Annotated in this window: 21 protein-coding genes; 7 read left to right on the top strand and 14 right to left on the bottom strand. The window is 42.1% G+C overall.

What is annotated here, in order from left to right; translation table 11 throughout:
* The first annotated feature begins 144 nt into the window (after window positions 1–144).
* Genes EZ437_RS08025 through EZ437_RS08015 form a run of 3 tightly spaced genes read left to right on the top strand, consistent with a single transcriptional unit; the run spans window position 145 to window position 1,945 of the window.
* Window positions 145–981: a helix-turn-helix domain-containing protein gene (locus tag EZ437_RS08025; RefSeq protein WP_131594916.1), complete on the top strand. Its 837-nt coding sequence runs from the start codon at window positions 145–147 to the stop codon at window positions 979–981.
* A 56-nt stretch (window positions 982–1,037) separates the two neighbouring features.
* Entirely contained in the window at window positions 1,038–1,400 is a 363-nt protein-coding gene (locus EZ437_RS08020; protein ID WP_131594914.1) for a response regulator, read from the top strand.
* 17 nt (window positions 1,401–1,417) lie between these two features.
* The gene (locus EZ437_RS08015) at window positions 1,418–1,945 is read left to right on the top strand and encodes a DUF892 family protein (protein ID WP_131594912.1); all 528 of its coding nucleotides are present in this window, start codon (window positions 1,418–1,420) and stop codon (window positions 1,943–1,945) included.
* Window positions 1,946–2,040: 95 nt separating this feature from the next.
* Here the strand turns inward: EZ437_RS08015 and EZ437_RS08010 are convergent, their stop codons facing one another.
* The 6 genes from EZ437_RS08010 to EZ437_RS21540 form a co-directional block, all read right to left on the bottom strand.
* Window positions 2,041–2,232, bottom strand: a complete 192-nt coding sequence (locus EZ437_RS08010) for a cold-shock protein (RefSeq protein WP_131594910.1) — start codon at window positions 2,230–2,232, stop codon at window positions 2,041–2,043.
* A 359-nt stretch (window positions 2,233–2,591) separates the two neighbouring features.
* Complete coding sequence (locus EZ437_RS08005; protein ID WP_131594908.1) at window positions 2,592–3,110, bottom strand: YdeI/OmpD-associated family protein; 519 nt, start codon at window positions 3,108–3,110, stop codon at window positions 2,592–2,594.
* Window positions 3,111–3,612: 502 nt separating this feature from the next.
* Window positions 3,613–4,872 carry a type II toxin-antitoxin system HipA family toxin gene (locus EZ437_RS07995; protein WP_131594906.1) on the bottom strand — a complete coding sequence of 420 codons (1,260 nt, stop codon included), beginning with the start codon at window positions 4,870–4,872 and terminating at the stop codon, window positions 3,613–3,615.
* Window positions 4,872–5,162: a helix-turn-helix domain-containing protein gene (locus EZ437_RS07990; RefSeq protein ID WP_084288559.1), complete on the bottom strand. Its 291-nt coding sequence runs from the start codon at window positions 5,160–5,162 to the stop codon at window positions 4,872–4,874. Before EZ437_RS07990 ends, EZ437_RS07995 begins: the two co-directional genes overlap by 1 nt.
* A 260-nt stretch (window positions 5,163–5,422) precedes the next feature.
* Window positions 5,423–6,760: a PhoPQ-activated protein PqaA family protein gene (locus tag EZ437_RS07985; RefSeq protein WP_131594904.1), complete on the bottom strand. Its 1,338-nt coding sequence runs from the start codon at window positions 6,758–6,760 to the stop codon at window positions 5,423–5,425.
* Between the two features lie 133 nt (window positions 6,761–6,893).
* On the bottom strand, window positions 6,894–7,043 hold the full coding sequence (locus tag EZ437_RS21540; protein ID WP_165500360.1) for a hypothetical protein: 150 nt from the start codon (window positions 7,041–7,043) through the stop codon (window positions 6,894–6,896).
* 167 nt (window positions 7,044–7,210) lie between these two features.
* Here EZ437_RS21540 and EZ437_RS07980 point away from each other — a divergent pair, with 167 nt between their 5' ends.
* On the top strand, window positions 7,211–8,035 hold the full coding sequence (locus EZ437_RS07980) for an XAC2610-related protein (protein WP_131594902.1): 825 nt from the start codon (window positions 7,211–7,213) through the stop codon (window positions 8,033–8,035).
* A 237-nt stretch (window positions 8,036–8,272) separates the two neighbouring features.
* On the opposite strand, the gene EZ437_RS07975 is transcribed toward EZ437_RS07980, so the two are convergent.
* Both EZ437_RS07975 and EZ437_RS07970 read right to left on the bottom strand, forming a co-directional pair.
* A complete protein-coding gene (locus EZ437_RS07975; RefSeq protein ID WP_131594900.1) occupies window positions 8,273–9,499 on the bottom strand; it encodes a hybrid sensor histidine kinase/response regulator in 1,227 nt (408 codons plus the stop codon).
* A 7-nt stretch (window positions 9,500–9,506) separates the two neighbouring features.
* Window positions 9,507–15,155: a HAMP domain-containing protein gene (locus EZ437_RS07970; protein WP_131594898.1), complete on the bottom strand. Its 5,649-nt coding sequence runs from the start codon at window positions 15,153–15,155 to the stop codon at window positions 9,507–9,509.
* A gap of 214 nt (window positions 15,156–15,369) precedes the next feature.
* Here EZ437_RS07970 and EZ437_RS07965 point away from each other — a divergent pair, with 214 nt between their 5' ends.
* From EZ437_RS07965 to EZ437_RS07955, 3 genes are read left to right on the top strand one after another with little or no spacing between them, the layout of a single operon-like run.
* On the top strand, window positions 15,370–16,743 hold the full coding sequence (locus EZ437_RS07965) for a serine hydrolase domain-containing protein (RefSeq protein ID WP_131594896.1): 1,374 nt from the start codon (window positions 15,370–15,372) through the stop codon (window positions 16,741–16,743).
* 2 nt (window positions 16,744–16,745) lie between these two features.
* Window positions 16,746–17,228 (top strand): RNA polymerase sigma factor, encoded by a 483-nt coding sequence (locus EZ437_RS07960; protein ID WP_131594894.1) that lies wholly within the window; start codon window positions 16,746–16,748, stop codon window positions 17,226–17,228.
* 2 nt (window positions 17,229–17,230) lie between these two features.
* A complete protein-coding gene (locus EZ437_RS07955) occupies window positions 17,231–17,770 on the top strand; it encodes a hypothetical protein (RefSeq protein ID WP_131594892.1) in 540 nt (179 codons plus the stop codon).
* 2 nt (window positions 17,771–17,772) lie between these two features.
* Here EZ437_RS07955 and EZ437_RS07950 read toward each other — a convergent pair whose 3' ends face one another.
* The 6 genes from EZ437_RS07950 to EZ437_RS07925 form a co-directional block, all read right to left on the bottom strand.
* Window positions 17,773–18,177 (bottom strand): hypothetical protein, encoded by a 405-nt coding sequence (locus EZ437_RS07950; RefSeq protein ID WP_131594890.1) that lies wholly within the window; start codon window positions 18,175–18,177, stop codon window positions 17,773–17,775.
* 275 nt (window positions 18,178–18,452) lie between these two features.
* Complete coding sequence (locus EZ437_RS07945; RefSeq protein ID WP_131594888.1) at window positions 18,453–19,355, bottom strand: metallophosphoesterase family protein; 903 nt, start codon at window positions 19,353–19,355, stop codon at window positions 18,453–18,455.
* A gap of 179 nt (window positions 19,356–19,534) precedes the next feature.
* On the bottom strand, window positions 19,535–21,127 hold the full coding sequence (locus EZ437_RS07940; RefSeq protein ID WP_131594886.1) for a family 43 glycosylhydrolase: 1,593 nt from the start codon (window positions 21,125–21,127) through the stop codon (window positions 19,535–19,537).
* A 33-nt stretch (window positions 21,128–21,160) separates the two neighbouring features.
* Window positions 21,161–22,291, bottom strand: a complete 1,131-nt coding sequence (locus tag EZ437_RS07935; protein WP_131594884.1) for a DUF4998 domain-containing protein — start codon at window positions 22,289–22,291, stop codon at window positions 21,161–21,163.
* Window positions 22,292–22,323: 32 nt separating this feature from the next.
* Window positions 22,324–23,508: a DUF5000 domain-containing lipoprotein gene (locus EZ437_RS07930; protein ID WP_225869523.1), complete on the bottom strand. Its 1,185-nt coding sequence runs from the start codon at window positions 23,506–23,508 to the stop codon at window positions 22,324–22,326.
* Window positions 23,509–23,548: 40 nt separating this feature from the next.
* Window positions 23,549–25,435 carry a RagB/SusD family nutrient uptake outer membrane protein gene (locus tag EZ437_RS07925; protein ID WP_165500359.1) on the bottom strand — a complete coding sequence of 629 codons (1,887 nt, stop codon included), beginning with the start codon at window positions 25,433–25,435 and terminating at the stop codon, window positions 23,549–23,551.
* Window positions 25,436–25,438 lie beyond the last annotated feature (3 nt).

The following is a 25,438-nucleotide window of genomic DNA, read 5'->3' as shown; positions in this document are numbered from 1 at the left end:
AAAACTGCCAAAAATGTGTTCAAAATTGACATAATCAACATGCATGGTATTAATTAAAAACAATTTAGGCAAAATTTGCATTGGGGTTAATCGTAGAGGTGATAAAAAATTAGCAGGGATGAATATGAAGAAAACGGATTTGCGATGGAGAAGTTAGCTTCTCATAAGACTTTTGATTTGGAATATTTTTTCCAGATCGCACCTGATCTACTGTGCATCACAGGTTTCGACGGCTATTTTAAAAAAATAAACCCGGCGGTTGCTAAAACGCTCGGGTATACCGACGATGAGCTGTATGCAATTCCTATTGCTAATCTGATACATTCCGATGACCAGGAATTAACCGCTCAAAAGCGGGCTGAACTGACTAAAGGACAATCCCTGCTGAATTTTGAAAACAGGTACCTGGCCAAGGACGGCACCATCGTGTGGCTCTCCTGGACATCTGTACCGGTCATGCGTGATCAGCTCATTTTTGGGATTGCCAAAAACATTACTTTCAGAAAGCATGTGGAGGAATATGACCGCATTTCCTCCATACTTGGAATGATCAACGAAGACCATAAAAAACGATTTAAAAAAGTCACCAAACTCCCCCTTCCATCAAGTTCAACCCGCCCTAAGCTCGATATAAGTGAAAGCCGGGCTGAGGGGCCTACCCTTTCGGATCAAATCTGGCTGGACAATTTTGAGACAATTGTCAGAAAGCGTGCAGGTAAACTGGATCTAAGCCTGAATATCATCAGTGATGAACTCGCATTAAGCCAGCGTCAACTTTTCAGACATGTGGATCGGATTCTGGGTATTACCCCAAACAAGCTGGTGCGTGTGATCCGCCTGCAGCTGGCCTGGGAGGCAATAGCATCCGGGAAATACGGAACGATCAAAGAGATATCCAACATCGCCGGCTACAGCTCCAGAAGCCATTTCAGCAAACTATTCAGGGAGGTATATGGCATCCATGTATCCGATTTGATCTAAAAACTAATGAGGACAATAATTAACTTGTAACAAAACCTAAACACATCAAAAACCAAATGGCGAAACGGATATTAGTGATTGACGATGACCCGGATATCCTGTCTATTTTAGATATCATATTCGTAGAAGAGGGCTACGAAACTATTTTATACCAAAGCGGTACCACAATAGAGCACATAAAAATCCTGCATCCGGACCTGATCCTGCTGGATGTGAGGATTATCGGATTTCCCAAAACAGGTGCGCAGATCTGTGCAGAAATCAAGAACGAGCTGGAATTGGAAGCAATACCCGTCTTACTGGTGTCAGCTGAAATCAATGTTCCTGAACTAGCCGAAAGCTGCGGAGCCAATGGCTACGTCAACAAACCGTTTGACATCGAGAATCTTTTAGCAAAAGTGAAAGAATTCATACCTTAGTGGTACAATAAACCGCCATGACTGAACAACCTGACAAACACCGCTCCTGGAAAAGGATAAAACTAGGTTCTGAAAAGCTAAAAATATTCTTTATCAAACACCTTGACCGCATTTACGGTGCCAAATTGCACCTCGTTTCCAAACTGCCCGGAATTGCTGAAGAGGTTGAATTCGCCGACCTGAAAAATGCGATAATCGAAACTGTAGAGGATGTCGAAAAGCAGATTGCCAGAATGGAGGTTATTTATTCCCTCTTAGATGCAGAGGTATCCAAAGGAAGCATCCATGGACTAACCGGAATGATTCAGGATGCATTTGAAGCCATTAACGAGCAACGGGGAGAAGCCGAGCTCCGCGATCTTTCCATCATTTTTTACCTACAGAACATCGAAAGTGTTGAAATGGCCTCTTTTCAAATACTGCAGATGGCTGCAGTAAGACTGAAAAACAAACACATCAGCCAGCTTCTCAAAGAAAATTACGAAGAAGCAAAAGCAGACCGCACCCTGCTATTATTGATTTCATCCAAATATATCACCAACTAGGTTGACTCTGGCCTGAAATCCAGAGCAGGCCAATGCCGGTAAAAAAAAACACCTGCCAAAAGGCAGGTGTCTATTCAATTATGAAGGAAATCTAATTAGCTGATCTTAACATTAATTGCGTTCAAGCCTTTTTTACCCTGCTCGATGTCATAGCTTACTGAATCATTCTCACGAATGTTATCCATTAAACCAGAAGAATGAACAAAGATTTCGCTATCACCATTCGCTGGTACGATAAATCCAAAACCTTTTGTCTCATTGAAAAATTTTACTGTTCCTAATTGCATTGTATTTTATTTAAATTATATCCAAAGATAATCAAATTTTTAAGATAAAGAATTTTATTTCAAAAAATCCTAAAAATTAGAATTATATTTTACCTAATAAAACACTCTCAAAATATTTTTTTGAGCATTATTCTTCAAGATTCCGGTACTTAAACAATTCCCGCAAGAATCCATCGAAACCAATAGCGAAACGGATGATGTAACATTGGATAAAAAGAATAAACTTTTAACCTCCTCCTGCCGGGGAGGAGCAACCAGGTGGAGGGATGTGTACAGCTTCTCCCATAACAACCTCATTTGGCTAAGCTCAGCCAAACAGCAATAATGCATTCTTGTCAATTGCTGCTGCCAGTTTTCCTCTATTTTGTATTGTGCTGCAAAGGATCCCGTCCTACAAACCGCCCTTTGCCTAACAAGAAATCAATCGCTTTATCTACATTCTTGTTTACACTCTCATCTGTTTTTAAATTGTTGATGTATTTGATTATCTCGTTCTTGAGCGAGGGTGTCAGGCCATCAAATACATCTTTTGCCTGGACGTGTCGCTCAAGTGCTTTTGTTAGCGCGGGATGGGCAGTAAATGCTCTCGCAATCGGGTCATAAGCGATACCAACTTCTATTATTTCGCCTATTCTTTTGGGCGAGTTGTCAAGCATCAATAAATTGATGTACAACCGCCATGCGCCCTGATATCTCACCAGGGTTTGCCTATAAGGTTTACCGTTCACCGTACCACTAACAGGAATCGGACTTTTGTTCCTTCCTGCCTGTATGAAAACTGCTAATAAGATATCTTCAGGAAGAAAAACATATGGATTGATCCCAACAATTTGGAGCTCAGCCTTGAAACTGTATTTATTGAAACCTTCCGTCTGCATATTCAAATATACTTTATCACATTTACTTTCCGTATATTTACTCTTTACATACTCACCTTGAAATTATTCCTCTTATATACCTACAGCGCTATAATGATGGTAGCGGGACTGAATCACATTTTCAACCCACGATTCTACAAATCCTTCATCCCAAAATGGCTACCACTGTTAACTGTAAATTACGTCTTTGGTTTGTTAGAATTTATGATCGGATTTGCGCTATTATTTCCGAAGTATAGAACAAGCTCAGCCATGGTATTATTTGGCTTGATGATCTTCTTTCTCCCCTTCCATTTGTCGGATGTATTCAAAGATAAACCCGCAATAGGCAGTAAATTAATGGCATATATCAGATTGCCTTTGCAATTTGTGCTAATCTGGTGGGCCTGGTATCTAATAAGGGTAGAAATAAAGTAAATCTAAGGTCGTAAAGGGCTGAGGCCGTGGTAGCCTCTGTTACTACTAGGGGCCTCGCAATTTTAATACATAAGAGGTTCAGAAGCTATCCTGTAACTAATCTAAATGCAGGAGACATGGTCTCCTGGTCTGCGCGGGATATCCCTAATTTCGATGCTAATGGCCGCCAGTCCTCGGTTACCCTGACGATTTCATCTAGAATTTTATCCATCTGATCTTTATTAAGCTGGAAAAATTGACCAACACTTTTAGCTAGCTCAAAATCCAGTTCATTATTATCCATATCAACATTTAAAGCCAGTCCGTTTTTATCTATCGAGGGATTAATATCATAGGCGGGGGATAATCTCCAACCCTTTTCCTCTAGCAGAAATCCGTGGTTTCTAAAATGATCATCGGTATTGGAGATCGCCATATGAAACACTATACGCCTCCACAGTTGATGTAAGTCTGCCTCTATGTTTGAACCATATGTTTGTATAAATTCTGCTATTTCAAGGTAACTTGGAGTGACGTCTCTAATGGTATCTTCACTGTTCCTTGTCATGGTCATGGCTGATGCGAAATGAATCCGTTGCTCTGCTTCCCTATCAAACCGTCTTGACAAAAATGTATGATATGGACCCCTTACCTTTTCAAGAGTGCAGATAGCCATATTGATTCCTGCTCTGCAGGCCAGTTCGTATGCCAGGTATTCCCATGCTGCTTTGTCAGTTGTGTCGGCTTTTGAAGGAAACTTTGCAATACATAGGTGACCATCTAAGTCAATAACATTTGCTTTCGGCCGAGCTCCACCCAACGATGATCCCGGTGCAAAAAGAATTGGAATCCATTCATCCCCATTTTTTCCGTCCTCATCCTCTTCATATGCTTTAACACTGGCCTGCAGCTCTCTCAAATTCGTGATTGGTGGGGTTGGATTATCCTTGTTGTCATCTAGAAAAGAACCGTTAGGATCCAATTTGAATCGGAGTGCGCCCATTCTTGAAACATCGTGGACGCCTAACAAGAAGTCAATCTCGTATAGTTTTGGTGTTGACTCTCCTTTTACGAGGACTCTTTGTGCAGCACGGCGAAGCATGAGTTTTCTCCCCCATGTATCGGGCATCGAATCCATAAATACACCAAAATTGTCTTTTTTATCTGGATATTGAGTTCCTGGGTATAATCCAATTTCGGGATCAAGTAAGAAAACCTGATCTGACTTTAGCCAGTCTTTATCGTACTCAAAACCGAATATTCTGCTCCCTTTACTTTGCTGTGCAGATATTACACCTATGCATTTCGGGGCACCCATACCTTTCCAATGAGCATACACCCATATATCTGTTTTCGTTGCTGCCATTAGGTTAACAGATCTAAATCCTGAAGTTTTCTACCAAGTTCATCATCGACAGCAAGTTTAAGGAAATCCTCCTGTAAATTTAATGCCCTGAGCACATTGAAATAAGCCCCCATAGATACGCTAGGATCACCTCTCTCTATTTTGCGAAGGGTTAGCCTTTCAATAGCAGCACGTTCAGCAAGCTGAATGGCAGTGAGTTTCCTACGTTTTCTAGCCAACTTGATATTCTCACCAAGCTGATCCCAAATTTTTTGATACTTGGGAAAGATCACAGCCTTCCTTGATTTCATAATGGATAGTATTATATCCAAATATAACTAAAACTTCTATAAAATATACTAAAAGCATAAGAAAGTCGAAACACAAAATGGATAATATTATATTCATTACTAGATAAAATGGGCATAATATTATCCATTTCAAGCAACTAGTGAATTGTTTTAAATAAATTCCTCTAGATATTTACCTAAAGGCATTCTCTTAAATATACAGCAAAAATAACCGTTGCTGAGTACTAGGGGCCTCACGATTTAGCGACAAAATTTCTTCATTACTCTTTACCAGAACTAATTTTTGTCTGAGTCGAGAGCCGAAAGGTATGTCCATCCTTGAGAAACGCTATTTCTCCAAAAATAGCTAGATATCCACTTGCAGGTAGGGGTACCTCTATCAGATACTCTTTATGAAATTCGCTAACATTTTTTGTCTCCATCGGCTGAGAACTCCATCTTGCCTGGCGAAAATCTTTATTCTTCGACACAGCAGTCCACAAAGACGCCTTAGTCGCAGGAGAATCAGCATTTATTTTCAGTACTATGCTATTTTTATGCTTGATATACTGCCAGCTAAGCGTAGGAAGATTTTTGTGCCCAGCGATAGCTCGAATAAAAGCGAACGCAGTTTGGTTGATTCGCGAATCCGAATAAGCCATCACGTGGTTAGCATTAGGAAGGTATAGCATAGACTTAGGGGCCTTCAATCCATCCCAGTATAAATTCAAAGCATCAGTAGTGAAGAAATCATCATTGGTAGCAGATACGATTAACTTAGGTATCGTCAATTGGTCGCGGTAAGTGTACGGGTCTACCATTTGAATCAAAGTCTGGCCTAGTGGCTGCTTTAGTTCCTGTAGAAAATCCCCCGCGGCTTTAGAAGGAGTACTGTATTCTCCAAAAGTTTCCAGATGGTGTGGCAATTGAACACTGGAATTTAATATATCGATAGCGATTGGAATAATCCCTTTTACACGATTGTCTATTGCCGCCGTCAGCCATGTCGTATGTCCGCGTTTAGAATGCCCAGCGACTACAAAATCATTTACAGCCGATTCGCTTTCTTTGGGTGCTAACAGCTGTACAACATCCATGGCCCTTACTACACTTTTCACCATGGGAAATAGTAATGGCCAGCTCTCATCACCCGTTTTGATGTATTGCGAAAAAGTAAATGCTTGTAAGTCATCTTCCTCTTTGCCATTGAACAAAGGCTGATTTGGAATATCATAAAGCATGGCGGCTGGTGTTCCCGTAGAATCACTGATTATCTTTAAGCTTGTCAAAGCATGATCACGAACATATAGGTGTCCATGCATTAAATTCACCATCATAGTGCCAGGGTACTTTGCATGCTTAGGAAAGTACACGATAAGTCTGTGCTGCCAGGGGATTTCCTGCCAGGTTTGGGAAGTGAGGTTTATCTCATAGTAATTGCCTTCAGTAGTCTTCGACTGCTTATAGTCCTTCCAGTCAAGAGATTTGTCTGGCTTGTTAATATAGTTTTTGAGCGCAGGATTTATTTCCGAACGGAGCTTATTGGTTTGACCATAGCTAATTTGGAATGTGGCTAAAACTGTAAACAAAGCTTTGATGATCAAATAATTGCCTTTCATAATGATTATCTTTCAAGACTTCTTTGACACTACTTCGGGTGGAAGTGTTACAATCAGCCACCATGAACACATAACCGCTATCAGTTGTTCAAACAGTGTACGTAATCTTCACCCTGGTCAAACTCTCCCAAATTTATTCATAAGTCCTTTCCGTAATATCGATTAGCAGATCCGCTCCCTCACGCCACTTGATCCAGCCATCGTAGTTCCTTCCAGTGTCGAAATTAGATTCCCGGCCAAATCCCTTTTTTACTTTAATCCACTCTCCTTTTACTTCTGTCACCGCAAAGGGAAGAAAAGTCTGATCCTTATTGACAAGTAATCATCAGGTAGTTCATGGGGTTAATTAGATGGCCAAATTAATCTTTATTTAGATGAACCAGCCATAATGATCAATTGTTTAAAAATCAACGGCACAATAAATGCCAGAGAATAGTAAAACCAAGATTCATGCTAAATAAATTGCCCTCCGTAATCGCATTCCTGTTCCTGATTCTCCAGGCAAAAGCCCAGCCCTTCTCCCTTAAATCCAGCGGCGGGGCGAAGCCTTTCCTACTCGACATTTACTTCGGCACTGAAGGAAAAGGTGCATTTGTCCAGTACCGGGGACAGCAAGGGATCCTCCCATTAAGGATAAAAACCCGGAGCAGTCAGGGAAAAGCTGCCTTATCAAAAGTCACTTACGTGTGGGACGAAGTCATCGCCGGAAAGATTACCGGCAGCTACGGACTTACCCAGAACGGGGTAAAAATATCAGGAACCTGGTACAAACGAGGTAAAGACTGCAAGTCATTTCCATTGGAGCATATCAAAGCACCCGGAGACGAGGCAAAGTTTGATCAGTACCTTCTTCATGGTATCCTGATCTCCTTCCGGCATACAACCGAAAATACCCTCACCTTCAGCTACCCGGACGGCAACACGGTAACAAACCAGCTACCAGAATTCGACCATCCCGATCCCCAGCGCAATGGCACCATTGCCGATTACAACTTCGATGGTTATGATGACGTTGCATTCTCAATCCCAGACGCAGGAATGGGTGTTTACCGGACTTTCAGCATCTATCTCTACCATCCGGCTTCTAAACGTTTTCACATCCTGGCCGAACCAAATGCAGCCAAAGCCAAATGCTCAGACCTTTGTGATGTAACATTGGATAAAAAGAATAAGCTTCTGATTTCCTCCTGCCGGGGAGGGGCAACCTGGTGGAAGGATATGTACAGCTTCTCCCATAACAACCTCATTTGGCTAAGGTCGGCTAAACAGCAATAGTCCGATGAAACCCCTAATGACGACAATATTGAAAACCATCCATTTTATTCTGTGCCAGGCATCCAAGTTACCAAAATATTGCCGTGACAAAAAACATTGCTGTTAAAACTTTATTTAATCTCATATTTAAATGGTTAAGAATAAAACGGAAGAAACTGGTTTTTTGTTTTATAACTAACCTAGAAAGCAATAAAGCATTTAACACTCCTGATGAAAAACGCTACCTCTGGGGAGTGATCATATTTCTTGAAATGTTGGCATCGTAAACTTAAATCCGGTGCCAACCCCTTGTTGGCTTTCTACGGTAATCGTTCCGCTGTGCTGAGATACAAATTCACTTACCAATAACAAACCTAACCCACTACCTTGCTCGCCAAGGGTACCATGTTCAGATTTGTTACCTTTAAAATCGAGAAAAGTGCGCAAGGTTTCGTCAGACATTCCTATGCCATAGTCTGTAATGCAAATTTCAACTTCCTCTGCTAACTCCGTCGCCGTAATTATAATTGGCTCTCCGCCAACAGCCGTATACTTTAAAGCATTCGTAATTACATTCTGAAGAATAGAGCGGAGCATGTATTCATCAGCTTTAATACAGATTTCCGGCTGCACCCGATTCTCCAAATTCACTTTTTTCTGATTAGCATAGGATCTTAGCAGTTCTAACGACTGGTCAATTTCTTTTCTAAGATCTAACTTGCAAGGATTAAACTTCGATTTTTCCCGTTGCTTCATCGCCCAGTCTACCAAATCGTTCAATTGTTGAAGGATCTCTTTTGCTGTTTTGTGGATAATACCTGATAGGCTAAGCACCTGCTTTTCTGTAATCTTTGCTGCATGCTTATTTATAAACTCTGAGGAAACCAGAATACTGCTTAATGGGTTTCTCAGATCGTGTGAGATGACCGAAAGGAACCTATCTTTAGACAGGTTCAATGCCCTTAATTCTGTATTAAGATCCAGGAGTTCGGCAGTACGCTCGTTAACCCTGTTCTCCAATTCAGCATTTAATATCACCAGTTTTTCATTACTTGCCTTTAATCGCTCTTCCTGTCTTTTAAGTAATTGGTTCTTCCTAAATATCTCTGCGAATACAGCTACCTTCGTTCTTAACATTTCCGGATTAAAAGGTTTACGTATAAAATCTACAGCACCAGCCCTGTAACCTTTAAACATTGCCGCCTCTTCGTAGTCGTGAGCAGTAATAAAAATAATTGGAATATCTTTCAAGCTATCCCGTTCATAAATCAGTTCAGCAGTTTCGTAACCATCCATGATGGGCATCTTCACATCTAAAAGAATTAGAGAGAAATCTTGGTCATGCAACAATACCCTTAATGCCTCACGCCCAGATAGTGCACGCGAAAAGCCATACCCGCCTCCTTCCAGCGCCACTTCAATAGACATGAGGTTGTTTGGGCTATCGTCAACGATTAGTATCTTAATATTCTGATCAAGGCTCATTTCGCTATTACTTTATCAACCATATTTTCATCAACGATTGTAATTGGTCAGTTTTTACTGGTTTAGTGATATAATCCGAAGCCCCAGAATCAATGCATTTCTGTCTATCGCCTATCATTGCCTTTGCCGTAACAGCAATGATTGGGAGATTTTTGTGCTTAGGCTCTTTCCTTATCATTTGAATGGTCTCATAACCATCCATCTCTGGCATCATAATATCCATCAGCACGATATCAATTTTTTTACCACCGTTCAGTATTTCTATGGCTTCTCTACCACTTTCTGCAGTAAGCACCTCAATATTAGATCTTTCAAATGCAGCGGTAAGCGCAAAGAGATTTCTCACATCATCATCCACAACCAGAACCTTTTTAGCACTTAAGATATCACCTCCAATCTGTAACTGATTAAGTAAATTGATTTTTTCTACGCTCAGCTGATTCTTATTTACATGCAACAATGTCACCATCGCTTCTAATAAATCGATTTTCGAATTTGGTGTTTTGGTGATGATCCTATGGTTAAGCCGTTTAAGTTGGGTCAACTCATCATGCGTAAACTCTTTAGCCGAATGGATGATCATAGTGGTTTGCGGGCGTTTCAGTAAGTTAACCTTGTTTAACAACTCCATTCCCTTCACATCTGGCAACATATAGTCTAAGATAATACAGTCGAATATTTCATTTCTAAGCAAGGAAAGTCCCTTTTTTGCTGTACTTGAAGAGGTAATAACTATCCCATCATTTTTTAATAATTCGTTTATACTATTCAATTCCGTTTCGTTGTCATCTATCACTAATACCTTTTTCACCTGTTGCTCATGGAAAGCAATGATACCCGAAATAAGATCATCTAATACTTTATTAGACAATGGTTTGAGGCTAAAACTCTTAGCGCCGAGTTTCAGTGCAATAGCTTTATTGTCTTCGCCAGAGATCAAATGAACCGGAATATGCCTTAACGCAATGTCGCCCTTTAGTAATTTTATTATTTTCCATCCATTGGAATCGGGCATATTTACGTCTAGCGTAATGGCAATCGGATTGTATTTCTGGATACTTTCAAAAACCTCAAAATAGCCCATTGCCACCACCACTTTCAGGTTCATATCATGTGCCTTATCCATCACGATCTTTGTGAACCTTAAGTCATCCTCGATAACAATAATCACCTTATCTTCTGCAACGATATGGTGACGGTCATCTTCGATCTGGTGCTCTGTTGTATCTATTAAATTTGTTCTGGAATAATTTGAGCCGGACATTTCTTTTAGCAAACCTTGCGGAGCTACAGTGATACCTTCTTGGTACTTCATTGGAAGTAGCAGCGTAAATACACTTCCTTTCCCAAGTTCGCTACCAACTGTAATTGTTCCGCCCAATAATTCGGCGAAACCCTTACTAATGGAAAGTCCAAGTCCGGTACCGCCATATTTTCTACTGGTAGAGCCTTCAGCCTGTTGAAAAGCTTCAAAAATAATGCCTTGGGTATTTCTGGAAATACCAATTCCGGTGTCTTCAATTGAAAAAGCTATAACCTCTTCACTTTTCTTCAAAGCACTGTATGCACTAGTACTTTGCTTAAAGATATTTAGCTTAACACTGCCTTTCTCGGTAAACTTAAAAGCATTGGAAAGCAGGTTTTTCAAAATCTGGTTTAAGCGCTGGATATCTGTCTCTATCATTTCAGGCAAACCATTTTCTATATTGATTTCGAACTTCAGATTTTTGGTTTCTGAAATCGGTTTGAAGGTCGACTCAACAAAAGAAGCAATTTCTTTAAAGCTTACGGGTAGCACGTCAGCCGAGATCACCCCAGATTCGATTTTAGAAAGATCAAGGATATCATTGATCAGCTGAATCAGATCGTCGCCGCAAGAATGGATGGTTTTTGCATACTTAATTTGCTTTTCGGTTAAATTCCCCTCATGGTTCTCAAATAGTTGCTGGGCAAGAATCAAGAGACTGTTTAGCGGCGTTCTCAATTCATGAGACATATTGGCCAGGAACTCTGATTTATATTTCGATGTAAGGGTCAACTGTTCTGCTTTCTCTTCTAATGATCTTCCCTTGTCATGCAATTCATCATTTGCCCTTCTAAGTTCTTCCTGTTGTGCAGAAAGCTCTCCTGCTAGGGATTGCGATTGGGTTAACAACTCTTCAGTACGGGTATTGGTTTCGATGTTGTTGAGTACAATCCCAATACTCTCCGTTAACTGATCCAAAAAGTCGATGTGTGTATTACTAAAGGTATCAAAAGAGGCCAATTCGATTACCGCCTTTATATTGTTTTCAAAAAGCACGGGAAGAATTACTAGATCCAGTGGTGTTGCACTTCCGATACCCGAACTAATTTGCAGGTTTTCGTTAGGAAAATTAGTAATCCTGATTTGCTCCTTGTCTATGGCACATTGACCTACCAGCCCTTCGCTTAATGAAAATTCCTGATTAATCTTTTTACTGGTTTTATGGGCATACCCTGCAAACAATTTAAGCTTAGGCTCATCCAATGGCTCTAACTGCTCTAGAATATAAAAAGCACCGTAACGGGCATTTACAAGTTCGGCCAGTTCAGACAATACCTTGTTTGCTACCGCATTCCTGTCACGTTGGCCCTGCAGCATCTGTGCAAATTTAGCCAAGTTAGATTTTAGCCAATCCTGCTCATGGTTTCTCAAGGTAGTACCTTTAAGATTAGCAATCATTTGGTTAATAGTATCCTTTAAAGCTTCCAACTCTCCCTTCGCATCAACCCGAATGGTTCGCGTTAAATCTCCTTTTGTTACCGCTGAGGCCACTTCTGAGATAGAACGCACCTGTGTAGTAAGGTTCTGCGCCAACTGATTTACATTTTCAGTCAGATCTTTCCAGGTTCCCGAAGCACCCGGTACACTGGCCTGCCCACCTAATCTTCCCTGTACACCAACCTCACGTGCTACCGTAGTTACCTGATCGGCAAAAACAGCCAGTGTATCAATCATTTCATTAATGGTGTCTGTTAATTGCGCTACCTCGCCCAGTGCATTAATGGATAAACGTTGTTTCAAATTTCCTTTTGCAATGCCCGTTGCCACTTTTGCTATACCACGGATTTGTCCGGTAAGGTTCGATGCCATTTGATTTACCGAATCTGTTAAATCTTTCCAGGTACCACCTACGCCTTTTACCTGTGCTTGTCCACCCAGCTTTCCTTCTGTACCTACCTCACGTGCCACACGAGTTACCTCTGATGCAAAAGAGTTGAGCTGATCTACCATGGTATTAATGGTATTTTTCAAATCCATCATCTCTCCCTTTACATCGATAATTACGGTTTTAGATAAATCGCCACTAGCTACCGCCTTGGTTACCTCGGCAATATTCCGAACTTGTGAGGTTAGGTTGCTTGACATTTGGTTTACTGAATCTGTTAAATCTTTCCATGTTCCAGCCACCCCAGGTACAAAAGCTTGTCCGCCCAAGTTACCATCGGTACCTACCTCGCGCGCAACACGGGTCACCTCTGAAGCGAAACCCCTCAACTGATCCACCATGGTATTGATGGTTTCTTTTAATTGAAGGATTTCTCCCCTAACATCTACCGTAATCTTTTTAGATAAATCGCCATTTGCTACTGCGATGGCTACATCGGCTATATTTCTCAATTGGGCGGTCAAATTACCCGCCATTTTATTTACGCTATCTGTTAAATCTTTCCAGGTACCATCTACACCCGGTACGTTTGCTTGACCACCAAGTTGTCCTTCCGAACCTACCTCACGAGCAACCCTGGTTACCTCAGATGCAAAGCCCCTCAACTGATCAACCATGGTATTAATGGTATCTTTTAATTCAAGGAGCTCTCCTTTAGCATTTACCGTAATTTTTCGCGACAAATCTCCTTTTGCCACCGCGGTAGTTACCTCTGCAATGTTACGTACCTGAGAGGTCAGGTTATCGGCCATTTTATTAACGGAGTCTGTTAAATCTTTCCAGGTGCCACCTACCCCCGGTACGTTGGCCTGACCACCAAGCTGACCTTCGGACCCCACCTCTCTTGCCACACGGGTTACTTCAGAACCGAAAGAGTTGAGCTGATCTACCATCGTATTGATGGTAATTTTAAGCTCCAACATTTCCCCCTGCACATCAACCGTAATCTTTTTAGATAAATCGCCTTTCGCTACCGCTGTAGTTACTTCGGCTATATTTCTTACCTGCCCGGTGAGGTTACCCGCCATCTGGTTTACCGAATCTGTTAAATCCTTCCACGTTCCACCTACTCCCGGTACGTTGGCCTGCCCACCTAGTTGTCCTTCTGACCCCACCTCTCTTGCCACACGTGTTACTTCGGAGGAGAATGAATTGAGCTGATCTACCATCGTATTGATGGTGTTTTTGAGTTCCAATAATTCTCCCTTAGCATCCACTGTAATCTTTCTCGAAAGATCGCCTTTAGCAACTGCAGTAGTTACTCCCGCAATGTTACGCACCTGATCGGTTAAGTTACTTCCCATTTGGTTTACCGAATCGGTAAGGTCTTTCCAAACCCCTCCCACGCCTTTCACCCTGGCCTGGCCCCCTAATTTACCCTCTGTACCGACTTCTAAAGCCACACGTGTTACCTCTGAGGCAAATGAGTTGAGCTGATCTACCATGGTATTGATGGTTTTCTTTAGCTCGAGCATTTCTCCCTTAACGTCTACCGTAATTTTTTTGGAAAGGTCACCATTAGCTACTGCTGTGGTTACACCCGCTATATTTCTTACTTGGGAGGTAAGGTTACCTGCCATTCTATTTACCGAATCCGTTAAATCTTTCCACGTACCAGCAACACCTGGTACTTCGGCCTGTCCGCCTAGCTTACCTTCCGTACCTACTTCGAGGGCCACACGCGTAACCTCTGAAGAAAACGAATTGAGCTGATCCACCATGGTGTTAATGGTGTTTTTAAGTTCTAAAATCTCTCCCTTTGCCTCTACTGTGATTTTTCTTGATAAATCTCCTTTGGCTACCGCAGTGGTTACTGCTGCTACGTTTCTTACCTGCGCAGTTAAGTTACCTGCCATCTGGTTTACCGAATCAGTAAGCTCTGCCCAAACCCCGGCAACGCCCTTAATTTTGGCCTGTTCTCCAAGTTTCCCTTCCGAACCGACCTGACGGGCTACCCTGGTTACTTCCATCGAAAACAACCTCAGCTTCGAAAGCATCTGGTTCGATTCCTTTGCTATTCTAAGAAACTCCCCTTTAAGCGGTTGACCGCTAATTTCTAATGGAATTTGTTTAGAAAGATCACCATTGGCTACAGAGTTAATCATATTGGCAATCTCCAATGTAGGTGAGGTTAGATCCGTTATCAAGGTGTTTAATGAACTTACGCCGTTGGCCCATTCTCCCTTTGCCTCGGGTAGTTCTATTCTCTTAGAAAGGTTGCCTTTTTTACCAATGGTTTTTTCGGCCGAAGAAAGTTCAGCTACAAATCGCTGATTCATGTCGATGATATCATTCAGCACTTCACAAATTCGACCTTCTATACCTGCTTGGGTAACGGGCATCCTAATGCTCAGTCTTCCACTCTTAACAGAAGAAAGCACATTTAAAAGTTCTTTTAGATCAAGGGAACCATTTATGGTCTCTGCTAAATCTGGGGCTGCAATAGTGAGCTCTGTGGCGTTCATAGATTAATCAAGAAAAAAATTCTTACGGCCGGCAATCTGGATCTTGCCAATCATAAAGGAAAATTATAAAGAAATTTCCATTATATCAATAACCTATCCTTATTTAAGAATGTTATAGGAAAGATAAAATTAACAACGTGCATTAAATGCAATTTCATAAAAGCAGTTGTAAGGTTTTGGGTGGTTATTACTACCAATAAGCGAAACCATAAACATGAAAAGAATATTTACCCTCATTCAACTGATTGTCGTTACCTATTTGCAAAGCCTGGCGCAACAGGCCCCGGATCAAAAAAAATTGACGCAGTACCTTGAAATACAAAATCAACGGATTGGATTCAGCGGGACGGTGTCGATTTCTCGCGATGGAACGCCTATACTCAATGCGAGCGTAGGGATGTCTTCAATCGAACACGATGTTCCAGTCTCCAATAAAACTGTCTTCCCGGTAGCGTCAATAAGCAAGAGCTTTACCGCAACGCTCGTACTATTGGCAGTAGCAGAAGAAAAACTTAGGCTTTCTGACAGTCTCGCTATTTTCTTTCCCCAACTCGTAGACCCCTGGTGGCGAAGTATTACTATTGAACAGCTACTCAGTCACCGTTCGGGAATCCCACATAACGACGGAATTGAAGACTACTGGAAAGAAAAGTTTACTGTCTCTTTCGCACGTATACCGGCCATGAAAGAAATGTTTTCTCTCAAACTCGAATCAATGCCGGGTTCACAAGCGAAGTATTCCAGTCCGGGCTATTTTATGCTGGCTTCCATCCTGGAAAACCTTTATAACAAAGACTATCGCGCCCTCCTCAGCGAAAAAATCAGCATTCCACTGAGACTTACGAAGACCGGCCAAATGGACAACAAGACTATCATTGCCGATATTGCTACCGGCTATCTGCAGGATCCAGATCAAATACGCATAGCCCCTTACAGAAGTTATTCCCTAATGAAGGGGTCGGGCGATATGTATACAAGTGCAGCTGACCTAATCAAATTTCTTGACAGCTTTGAAGACCAGAAATGGCTTAATTCGCTGGAAAAAGAATTGTTCATTGCACATTCCAATCAGCCTGTCGCCCGTGGCGATCATTATGGTTACGGTTGGTTCATCCGCCAGGCCTCAACAGCGCATCCAAAGGCGTATTACCATGGAGGGGGCTCATTTGGCGTATCCGCATTAATGGCCAGATATCCGCAAGAAAAACTTTCTATCGTCATACTTTCAAACGTATCTGTACTTCCGGTCAACGAGATTTGGTCTGACATTGAAAAGATCTGCCTTAATAAGCCCTTTGCTTTACCCGTTATTCGAAATAGCCGGCCCATCACTGCAAAAATGATTGACCAGCACTCAGGAATTTATGCTACCGCCGATGGGATGCAACTGCAGGTTTTTTCTGCGGAGGGAAAGCTGTATGCGAAATTGGGCAACCATTCCCCTTTTGAACTCTTTCAGGAACAACCACTAAATTTTTATGGGAAAAAAGTGTCAATAGAACTTATCTTTGACGTAGCAGCGAGCGGAAAATCAAATACTATTAAAGCAACGGGAATGGGTCAGCGGTACACTTTCACCAGAAAATAGCGATGGAAGAAAAACAGTTTCTACAACTAGTTTCGGAAAACCAGGCCATCATCCATAAGATTTGCGTTCTTTACAGGGATACTCCTCAAGACCGCAAAGATTTATTCCAGGAGATTATATTTCAGTTGTGGAAGTCTATCGATAGCTTCAGAAACCAATCGAAAGTTAGTACATTCATTTACCGTATCGCTTTAAATACCTCCATCGCCACCTTTAGAAACGATAAAACTAAGAAGATTATCCAATTTACAGATCAGTTACCTGAAATCCCTATACAAACTGAAGACGTCAACTTTTCTAAAAGACTAGAAGCACTTACCATAGCGATGAAAAAACTCGAAGAAGCGGACCGGGCGATCATGGCGATGCTGCTCGAGGAAATGAGCTACCGTGAGATTGCCGAGATCATCGGAACAAGTGAAAACAATGTTGCGGTCAAAATCAGCCGTATAAAAAACAGAATCAGAAAACTTTTAATCCCATAATTATGGAACTACAGGAAATGCAGGTGCTGTGGAAAACCAGGTCTACTCCACACATCAATACTACAGAGTTAAAAAAAATGACAAGGGATAGTAATCATCCCGTTATCAAAAGAATTCAGCTTCAGCTCCTGGTTGAAATGATCGTATGGGCTGTTATCCTGTTCCTATACTATGATGCATTTGATGGAGAAAAACGCCCGCGCGCCATAAACCTGGTTTTTATAATCGGATTTCTTCAGGCCATCGCATATAACCTTTCCGGCTACCTCGCTGCCAGAAACCTTGTACATGGAACCGACCTCAATATCTCGATCAGTAATCATATCAAAAAACTGAAAAATCTTCGATTCACAGCTATATGTTCCAGAGCAACACTCATGCTAACGATCCTCCTTTTTTTCTGCTACGGTCTTGAACTAAATGCGAAGAGAACAATTGCTATCTCAATTATTGCTGCTATTTCCTGCGTCGTACTATACTTACTATACTGGTCATGGACTATAAAAATCGAACGAATTAGAAAAATAATGACCGAATTATGAAGTTAGAACCGCTTTCCAGCACTTAAACCAAAGGATGGTGAAAATCCATGTTTATTGAAAATAGGATTGAATCCTACCTTCCATAGAAGATTTTTTGTAGTATGATAACGGTATGCAAGGCTGGGAACAAGATTAACCGGAGCGCTTCTGGTATCTTCGTAGCCTTCTTCGTAATCAATTATACGCATTCTAACGTCCGCTTTAGTATAGGTCATTCCCATTCCGAAACTCAGACTGGCGTGCTGCCCACCTAGACCTAAAATGTAATTCAAACTCACAGGTATGGTCAAAAACGTTTTCTCCGATCCAAAAGCTCCTAACCCTACCCGGAATTCAAGCCCAGGATTTTTGGTGAGCTGTCTAGCAAAATTCAAAGACCCCAAAAGGCCGTTGCCTCCTAGTTCCATGAAAATTTCATTTTTTCTGTTGAGATCCTGCCCTAACGCGAACAAATGTGTTGATGCTAGTCCTAAAATAAGAAAGTATTTGCGCATATATTTTTTGGTTGGTTTAAAAGCTTAATATTTGAAATGACATCAATTCATCCGAGGGCTATTTCCCCGCAGCAATTGGTCACCTTTCATTATCAAGTTAGTTGAGAAATATCTACAAATATTACAGAATGTAAAACTATTTTCAACTCGCTGAAATTGATATTAAGTCGACTTCCTCCCTATTGGCTTCAATACGCGATATACTGTTCTGTAAAGGTGCCATCAGCATAAAGGTCAATCAAGCCATAGCCTGGTGCAGTTTCTCTACGCTGTCCATTCCACCAGGCCCCCGATACCGCTCCATTGCAGAGATAGGTAACCTTGTTGTACTCGACCCGGTCACGCATGTGAAGATGCCCACTGAGACAAAGCTTAACGTTTGAATGGGCAGAAAACAAATTAATGATTTTAGCCGTATCAGTGTGCATATCACCGCCAAGCATCTCCCACCTATTTACAATATTGTCCTGGATCATCAGTAGCGCGGTAAGTATGGGAATGTGGCTCATGATGAGCACTGGCATTTCTTCCGGCGTGTTTTCCAATTCTTGTTTCAGCCAATTATATTGTACATTGCCAAGTTTACCGATATACCAAGTATCATCAATATCCAGATGCGTGCTGTCTAATGTAATGAACTTCCAACCACCTTTCGTGAAACTGTTGTAAGGCTTGACCATCCCCAGTCTTTCCAGCGAATAGCGTTTCCCATAATAGACCTGGCTACGGTCCTTTTCATTCCACCATACATCATGATTGCCAAGGCAGTAGTGTACTGGCAGATCAAGTTCGTCCCGATGGATCTGATCAATCAGCGCCCACTGTGCGTTAATGCTGCTGATGTTTTCCTTATTCATCTCAAACACAATATCCCCTCCATTTAAGATAAAATCTACCCCAGGAACTAGCTGCTGCAAATGATGCAGGCATTTAACGTATTTGCCCGGTGCGCCTAAATCATTTTTCAAATGAATATCGGTTAAATGAGCAATTCTTAATACCGGCTTGGTAACCAAACTCTCCGTTGAATAGGAAAGCGCGGGTAATAAAAGCAAGCCGCCCAATCCTTTAATCGCAGATCTTCTTTCCATTAATGCAGTTTCGAACAAAGATAAGACTCGTAAGTGTGTCCATCACGCTCTTAGCATTAAATAATTAATTTCATGGCGAAATGATAAAGAAAAAAGTGCTAACAGGAACCACCCTGCTAGCACATCACCTAATAGTTCGCCAAAACTATATTTTTATAGAACTCTGCCTGACAATCACCTTAGTTTACGACAGAATAGAACTTTAAAGTTCTTCCTGGTTCTTCCCTAAACTGGTTACCACCATCGGTACTAATTGATGCAATACCTTCTTTGTAGGGCAGTTCATCACTATATGCAAAACCATAGCAGCCCGTAGTAGAAGCTGACCTAACTACGATCACATAGCGCTGACCACGGCTGACGGAAACATTAGGGGCAACTTTCACCTGGTTTGGCGACCATGATACCTTATCAGTCTTCACCTGCATTGTTTTCAAAGCACTTCCCTGAGCTAAGCCTCCGGCGTCTGCAAGGTACAAATCGATCGTAAGATCTGCATTCGGATACCCGGTTTTAAAAGCGGTAAAAACCACTGCTGTCAGGATTCCGCTCCTAGCAGCAATAAATGACTGCCCCCGCTGAAGCTTTCGGCTAATGTCACAATGCCGGATAAACCCGAGAAGGCCTGAATGGTTGTCGAGATTTTTTATCATCACCTGACTTCCGGCAGCACCTTTTGCCAGGTCCAGGGATACTTCTGCCTGGCAAACCATTGGCATTATGCTGCCATCTTCCCTGAATGTAAGCGGAGCCCAGTAGTAATTGGCCAGGGCCTCATTTTTCGCTGCATTGTTCCACAAATCACTTCCGTAAAGATAAATAGTTCCCGAAGTAAGCTCGATCGGGGACACAAACGACGGCTGCCCGCCACATGAGTTATCACTTATTTTTATACCTTCCGACCAGGGTCCCAACACTGAGGTTGCCGTCTTATAACTCGTACCTGTCCCCGAACAATAACCACAGTTGGGATCGGAATAGGTTACATAGTAAAGATCTCCGCGCCTAAACAACGACGGAGCCTCTGTGTTGCCGGCTGTCACAGCCTTAACGTGCTTCCCTGTTCCGGAAAGATAATCACCCGTAAGTTCTTCAATTACAATCGTACCTGTAGTCCGCCAGTCAGTATAGGCGATGTATCCTTTACCGTCTTTGTCGACAAATGTATCGTGATCACCATTATTTAATCCGGCAACAGGTGAGTCACTGTTGACCGCCAGCTTTGGTTCAACTACTTCCCTAAAAGGCCCCGTAGGCGAAGCGCTGGTAAACACCCGGAAACCAACACGATTATCATACACATTAATCCAGAGTACAAAAAGGCGGGTTGTTTTGTTATATACCACATGCGGCCTGAAACAGCCATATGTACTGCCATTGCAGCGGCTTTGCCAAAGTGGTGTGCTTGCGTCAAACAGCATTCCCCTGTCTGTCCAGGTAACCATGTCGGTAGAGGAATAAACTTTGAATCCGCAAAAAGGTGCATCTTTTTTACCCCATTCAAATCCGCAGCCATAACTTGTACCGTACAAATAGTAAACCCCGGCAAAAACAGCAATTTCGCCGTCATGAGCATCCATTGCCTCACCCATATTGTCAAACCGGATGGTCTGTTCGCCTTTTGAATTAAAATTCGTTAATGTGGTAGTATATCGTCGGTTCCCAGGTCCCTTCCCTTTGCTTGTTTGTGCGTAAGCACTTCCTATCGATAGACTTAGGACCATCATTAAAAATGCATTCAGATTTGTCCATATTTTTAATTCCCGTATCATGTTTCGTATTTCCAATATAGCGCGCGGCTTCTTCTAGAGTCCATAGGCGCTGATTTCACCCAATACCATATTATTTTCCGGACCCGTAGTGCCTACAAATTTAAAATACCTGACCTTTGGACTATTTGTAAGAGAATATCTTTGCTCGCCATTCAAATTCCTATCGAAATTAAAAATCCCCTGGCTTTCCCAGGTTATATTATCAGTACTGGTTAACAGCTCAAACTTATCAGGCCCACGTTTGTCTCCTCCGGGCGAGTCAAAATCGGTTCTCCAGACACCAAATTGAGTGAGTATTCTGGGTGCGCTCATATCGATTATTATCCAATGGGGATAACTTGAACAACCCGCGCAACTATGCCAGCGTGTGTGATCGGTGCCGTCGATCATATTCGCAGCGGCATTGGCCCCTCCCGGATGCTGAGAGGAGAAGGATACGACTTTCCAGTCCCTTTTGTCAATTGAAAACAATCCGCCATTAGTATACTCGGTATAAAACCTGTCTATACTGAGTGAGTCAGGTCTAAATATCGTCCTGAACTGGTAGTTGGTATTTGCCAGCATATCTGTTATTTCTGTTGTCTTTACCTCTGTTGTCTTCACAATGACAGGGAATATTTGAGTTTTGACCACACCTGAAACGGCGGTGTATTTAACTTCAGACGCATAAGCACCGTTAGCAACATCAGCTCCTCCCCAGTTTATCGTCAACTTACCTGCTGCATTTATTAAAGTAGAATTGACAGGTCTGGTCAATAACTGCGACTGATATCGGGCTCCGTACGAACCACCATTGATCTCAACGGGAACCGACATATTTCCTTGTGCATCAAAAGTGCGGACCACAAATGTATAGTTTTTCTCATCCAGATCGTTCACCATAACTTTCACGGTATCTCCAGGAATTGATGTAACATCGACAATGATGGAATCAGCGAAACTATTCCAGTAAACCTTGGCTTTTACAACACTTTTGTCCACGCCTTTTGGCCATACAAGTTGTATTCTACTTCGGCCAGACTGGGCAATAGCTATTGCCTTTCCAGGATATACCAGGCCCGCAGGCACCACATATTCCTTGTATGGCGCTTCCATTTTTCTGCAAGCAGAAATCAGACAGATGACTGATGATACTACTAAACTGAAATAAATTATTTTTTTCATAATGCTATGATTTTGTATTGAATGTGAGACGTTTATGGAATTATTTGTCCAAATAATTTTAGCTCCATGATAACTACCTGGCCCGGACTGCTATAGGTCTCCAGCGCCTTTATACGAATATACCGTACAGCTTCAGGTTGCTTATCGAAGTAGAAGTCAGCACCCAGGTTACACGCATAGTTGATATCTTCATTCGTTTTTTGCCCCAGGGGTAAGTTCGAAGGTTTAAGTGTGGTAAATTCGCCTAGCAAAGTCCAGCTTCCCCAGCTGCCATCCGGATTGGGTGAATTTGATCCATATAGCTCAAAGGTCTTTAACCCGGAACCTGTATAACAATGGTCAAATTGCTCCATGTATTGTTTGAATCTACTGAGCAGTACTTTCTTCCCGAGGTCTATGGTAATCCATTGCGGCAGCGATGAAGCATTAGAGGAAGCGTAAAGTCTTCTCTCGTTCAGGCCATTCCACAGATTCTCTATATTATACTGAGGTTCTGCAAGCGTGACCTGGTCTGTAGGCAATACCAATTTTTTATAGGTGTCACTTGGTATTTCAATCTCGGGTTTAGGTGTTAGTTCTTTAATGACCGTGTCCGATTTATTATTCCAGCGGTCCCGAATGTACATCGCAAATTTTTGGGGTGTAGCTTCAAAACCCCGCGCCGCAAAATCCCCGGCAGTTGCTGCAGTATAAAAAGTTCTAACCGTAACCCAGTTGCCGTTTCCGGTGGAGTCTTTCAAAATAACAATCGCCAGATCAGCCTTCACCGGGTTTGATATGGCTACGTTAACTCCGCCAAAGGTCTCTTTAAATATAGCAGACTCGAATACTGATTTAACGGGAGGGGTTTTGGGCTGAAGTTCGACCAGTATGGGCTCAGATGCTTTCTCATTAGCCGCCACACTGTAGATCTTTACAGTATGAACCAGCTCATCGCCAAAACCGACCAGGCGAAGTGTATCTGTGTATTTCGAAGATTTTGCTTCTCTGAATACACCCGGTTGTATTTCATATATTGCCTTTACATATGCCAGGTTTGCATCTGAAGGAAGTTTATAGGTTAATATGCCGCCCCCAGGGGTCGCCTCTACCTTTACATCGCTAACTTGCATGGGGGCCGGCGTACTTTCATCAACGAAATCCAGCCGCCCCTCTTTTGCACAACCGTACCATAAGAGCGCAATAAATACTGTGCCTACAAAATATTTTTTTTTCATTTCTATCTTAATTAAAATCATTAATCCTTAGACGATGCGATTACCAACCCAGGTTTTGCACCAGATTTCTATTGTTGACAATGTAGTTTTCGTCGATCGGCCAGAAGTAGTCTTTTGACCCAAATGACTGATTATACACTACCGTAGTCCTGTAGTAAGAAATCGGCTCTGTTTGCGAAAGATCCCAGCCTAAAATCTGTTTATTTAGTTCTGTAGCTGACTCTTTCCATCTGCGGAGATCCCATAGTCGTTGCGACTCGAATGACAGTTCGATTAACCTTTCCTGACGGATAATGGAACGCATGCCATCCTTGTTTTGAAACTTTACCGGATTGGTTGAAAAATTTGCCCAGGCCACCGCCACCTTAGGTAAACCTGCACGTGCCCTTACTAAATCAACATACTTATTTACTTCTTCGCCTGGCCCTTCGAATTCATTTAAGGCCTCGGCATACAATAAATACAAATCCGACAAACGCATGATCGGGTATGGATAGTTTACCACCGAATAATCTGTATTGGAGTTGACCACATTTTGAAAGTGGATCAGTTTTTTCAGGTTGTATCCCGTTACGGTATTGTATCCATATTTACCTTTGCCATTACGCTGTTTAAATTTACCTTCTAAGTAGAACAGGCCCATAAAATCATTGTCATCATATCGCCCGTGGCCATAGTACACCGCTCCATCAAATCCTAAATCAGCATAAAAGCGGGGTTCCCTGTCAAAATGAATACCCACAGTTGTATATCCTTTATGGATATATAACTTATCAGCATCTCCTGCAACCCGTAAATTATAGCGCCCGGTGTAATCATAAGTTTTATCTTCATTTATAGGTACTCCATTTGAGGAATAGAACAGTTCAGCCATTTTTAACGGCGGCGACAGTTCACCTCTGGTAACTACGCCATCCAGATACCTGGGATCCCACCAGTTGGAGATTAACCGCTGTAAATTGTCGGTGTTGGATTGTGTATTGGCCCAGATAATTTCAGAATTCCATTTTTCAGTAACCGCCCCACTAATACTTAATTGGGTTTTGATGGTATCACTAACGTCGAACTGCTGAAAGGATGGGTTGTACATATATAGCTTCATTCCGACATTGGCACAGGCATCAATGGCTTCTCTACAGGCTATTGCTGCTATATCCCATTTATCCTGGGAAAATGTGGTATTAAACAACTGCGTTCCATCCGAATTCTTTAACGCGGACTGATCGGTATTACCATTGAATAAGGGGCTGGCGGCTGTAACCAGCACTTTCGCTTTTAAAGACAATGCAATTGGCAGTGTTATACGGCCCGCTTCTGTTGCCGGACTTATCACTATAGCTGGAAGCCCTATTGCAGCTTCATCGAGTAAAGTGGAAATATAATTGAAACACGAATCCACCGGATCACGGAATACTTTTACCTGATTTACATCTGAGGAAATAGGCAGATTGGTTCTAATCAATGGTATTGGGCCATACATTCTGACCAGGCAAAAATGGTAATATGCTTTAAGAAATTTGACTTCTGCGATCCAACGGGACTTCTCCTCGGGCAGCATATCCGGAACTTTCCCGATGTTTTCAAGAAAGATGTTACAGTCTCTGATCGCCTGATACATTGACTGCCATCTGTCCCCCAACGGGCCTACCTTGCTTTGAAATCCTTTTGCCATATCCAAATAGGCACCTCTTTCGGGTATTTCCCAAAGCTCGTCTCCACCAACCATTGCAGGATCATCTCCAAGTTGGCCATTTCTAGGCATAAAGGAATAGCAGGTATACAGAAATTTCATAGCCTGCGTACGCATAGTGAAAGCGTTATCTATGGTGGCAACATTATCAGGAACCACATCCAAAAACTTTTTACAAGAGTTAAAGGCGATCAATATCATTGCGGCTTGTACTCCAATTATTATATATTTTCTCATAAT

This window comes from Pedobacter psychroterrae, from assembly GCF_004331695.1.
GTDB lineage: Bacteria > Bacteroidota > Bacteroidia > Sphingobacteriales > Sphingobacteriaceae > Pedobacter > Pedobacter psychroterrae.
The sequence above is the reverse complement of the archived record's forward strand: the minus strand, read 5'-3'. Positions and strand labels throughout refer to the sequence as shown.

Excerpts from the sequence above, each read along its gene's own strand:
- EZ437_RS07960 (WP_131594894.1), top strand. The coding sequence starts at position 16,746 with ATGGAAGAAAAACAGTTTCTACAACTAGTTTCGGAAAACCAGGCCATC.
- EZ437_RS07980 (WP_131594902.1), top strand. The coding sequence starts at position 7,211 with ATGCTAAATAAATTGCCCTCCGTAATCGCATTCCTGTTCCTGATTCTC.
- EZ437_RS08010 (WP_131594910.1), bottom strand. The coding sequence starts at position 2,232 with ATGCAATTAGGAACAGTAAAATTTTTCAATGAGACAAAAGGTTTTGGA.
- EZ437_RS07935 (WP_131594884.1), bottom strand. The coding sequence starts at position 22,291 with ATGAAAAAAATAATTTATTTCAGTTTAGTAGTATCATCAGTCATCTGT.
- EZ437_RS07995 (WP_131594906.1), bottom strand. The coding sequence starts at position 4,872 with ATGGCAGCAACGAAAACAGATATATGGGTGTATGCTCATTGGAAAGGT.
- EZ437_RS08015 (WP_131594912.1), top strand. The coding sequence starts at position 1,418 with ATGACTGAACAACCTGACAAACACCGCTCCTGGAAAAGGATAAAACTA.
- EZ437_RS07975 (WP_131594900.1), bottom strand. The coding sequence starts at position 9,499 with ATGAGCCTTGATCAGAATATTAAGATACTAATCGTTGACGATAGCCCA.
- EZ437_RS08025 (WP_131594916.1), top strand. The coding sequence starts at position 145 with ATGGAGAAGTTAGCTTCTCATAAGACTTTTGATTTGGAATATTTTTTC.
- EZ437_RS08020 (WP_131594914.1), top strand. The coding sequence starts at position 1,038 with ATGGCGAAACGGATATTAGTGATTGACGATGACCCGGATATCCTGTCT.
- EZ437_RS07950 (WP_131594890.1), bottom strand. The coding sequence starts at position 18,177 with ATGGAACTAGGAGGCAACGGCCTTTTGGGGTCTTTGAATTTTGCTAGA.
- EZ437_RS07940 (WP_131594886.1), bottom strand. The coding sequence starts at position 21,127 with ATGATACGGGAATTAAAAATATGGACAAATCTGAATGCATTTTTAATG.
- EZ437_RS07985 (WP_131594904.1), bottom strand. The coding sequence starts at position 6,760 with ATGAAAGGCAATTATTTGATCATCAAAGCTTTGTTTACAGTTTTAGCC.
- EZ437_RS07945 (WP_131594888.1), bottom strand. The coding sequence starts at position 19,355 with ATGGAAAGAAGATCTGCGATTAAAGGATTGGGCGGCTTGCTTTTATTA.
- EZ437_RS07990 (WP_084288559.1), bottom strand. The coding sequence starts at position 5,162 with ATGAAATCAAGGAAGGCTGTGATCTTTCCCAAGTATCAAAAAATTTGG.
- EZ437_RS07930 (WP_225869523.1), bottom strand. The coding sequence starts at position 23,508 with ATGAAAAAAAAATATTTTGTAGGCACAGTATTTATTGCGCTCTTATGG.
- EZ437_RS07965 (WP_131594896.1), top strand. The coding sequence starts at position 15,370 with ATGAAAAGAATATTTACCCTCATTCAACTGATTGTCGTTACCTATTTG.
- EZ437_RS07970 (WP_131594898.1), bottom strand. The coding sequence starts at position 15,155 with ATGAACGCCACAGAGCTCACTATTGCAGCCCCAGATTTAGCAGAGACC.
- EZ437_RS08005 (WP_131594908.1), bottom strand. The coding sequence starts at position 3,110 with ATGCAGACGGAAGGTTTCAATAAATACAGTTTCAAGGCTGAGCTCCAA.
- EZ437_RS07955 (WP_131594892.1), top strand. The coding sequence starts at position 17,231 with ATGGAACTACAGGAAATGCAGGTGCTGTGGAAAACCAGGTCTACTCCA.
- EZ437_RS07925 (WP_165500359.1), bottom strand. The coding sequence starts at position 25,435 with ATGAGAAAATATATAATAATTGGAGTACAAGCCGCAATGATATTGATC.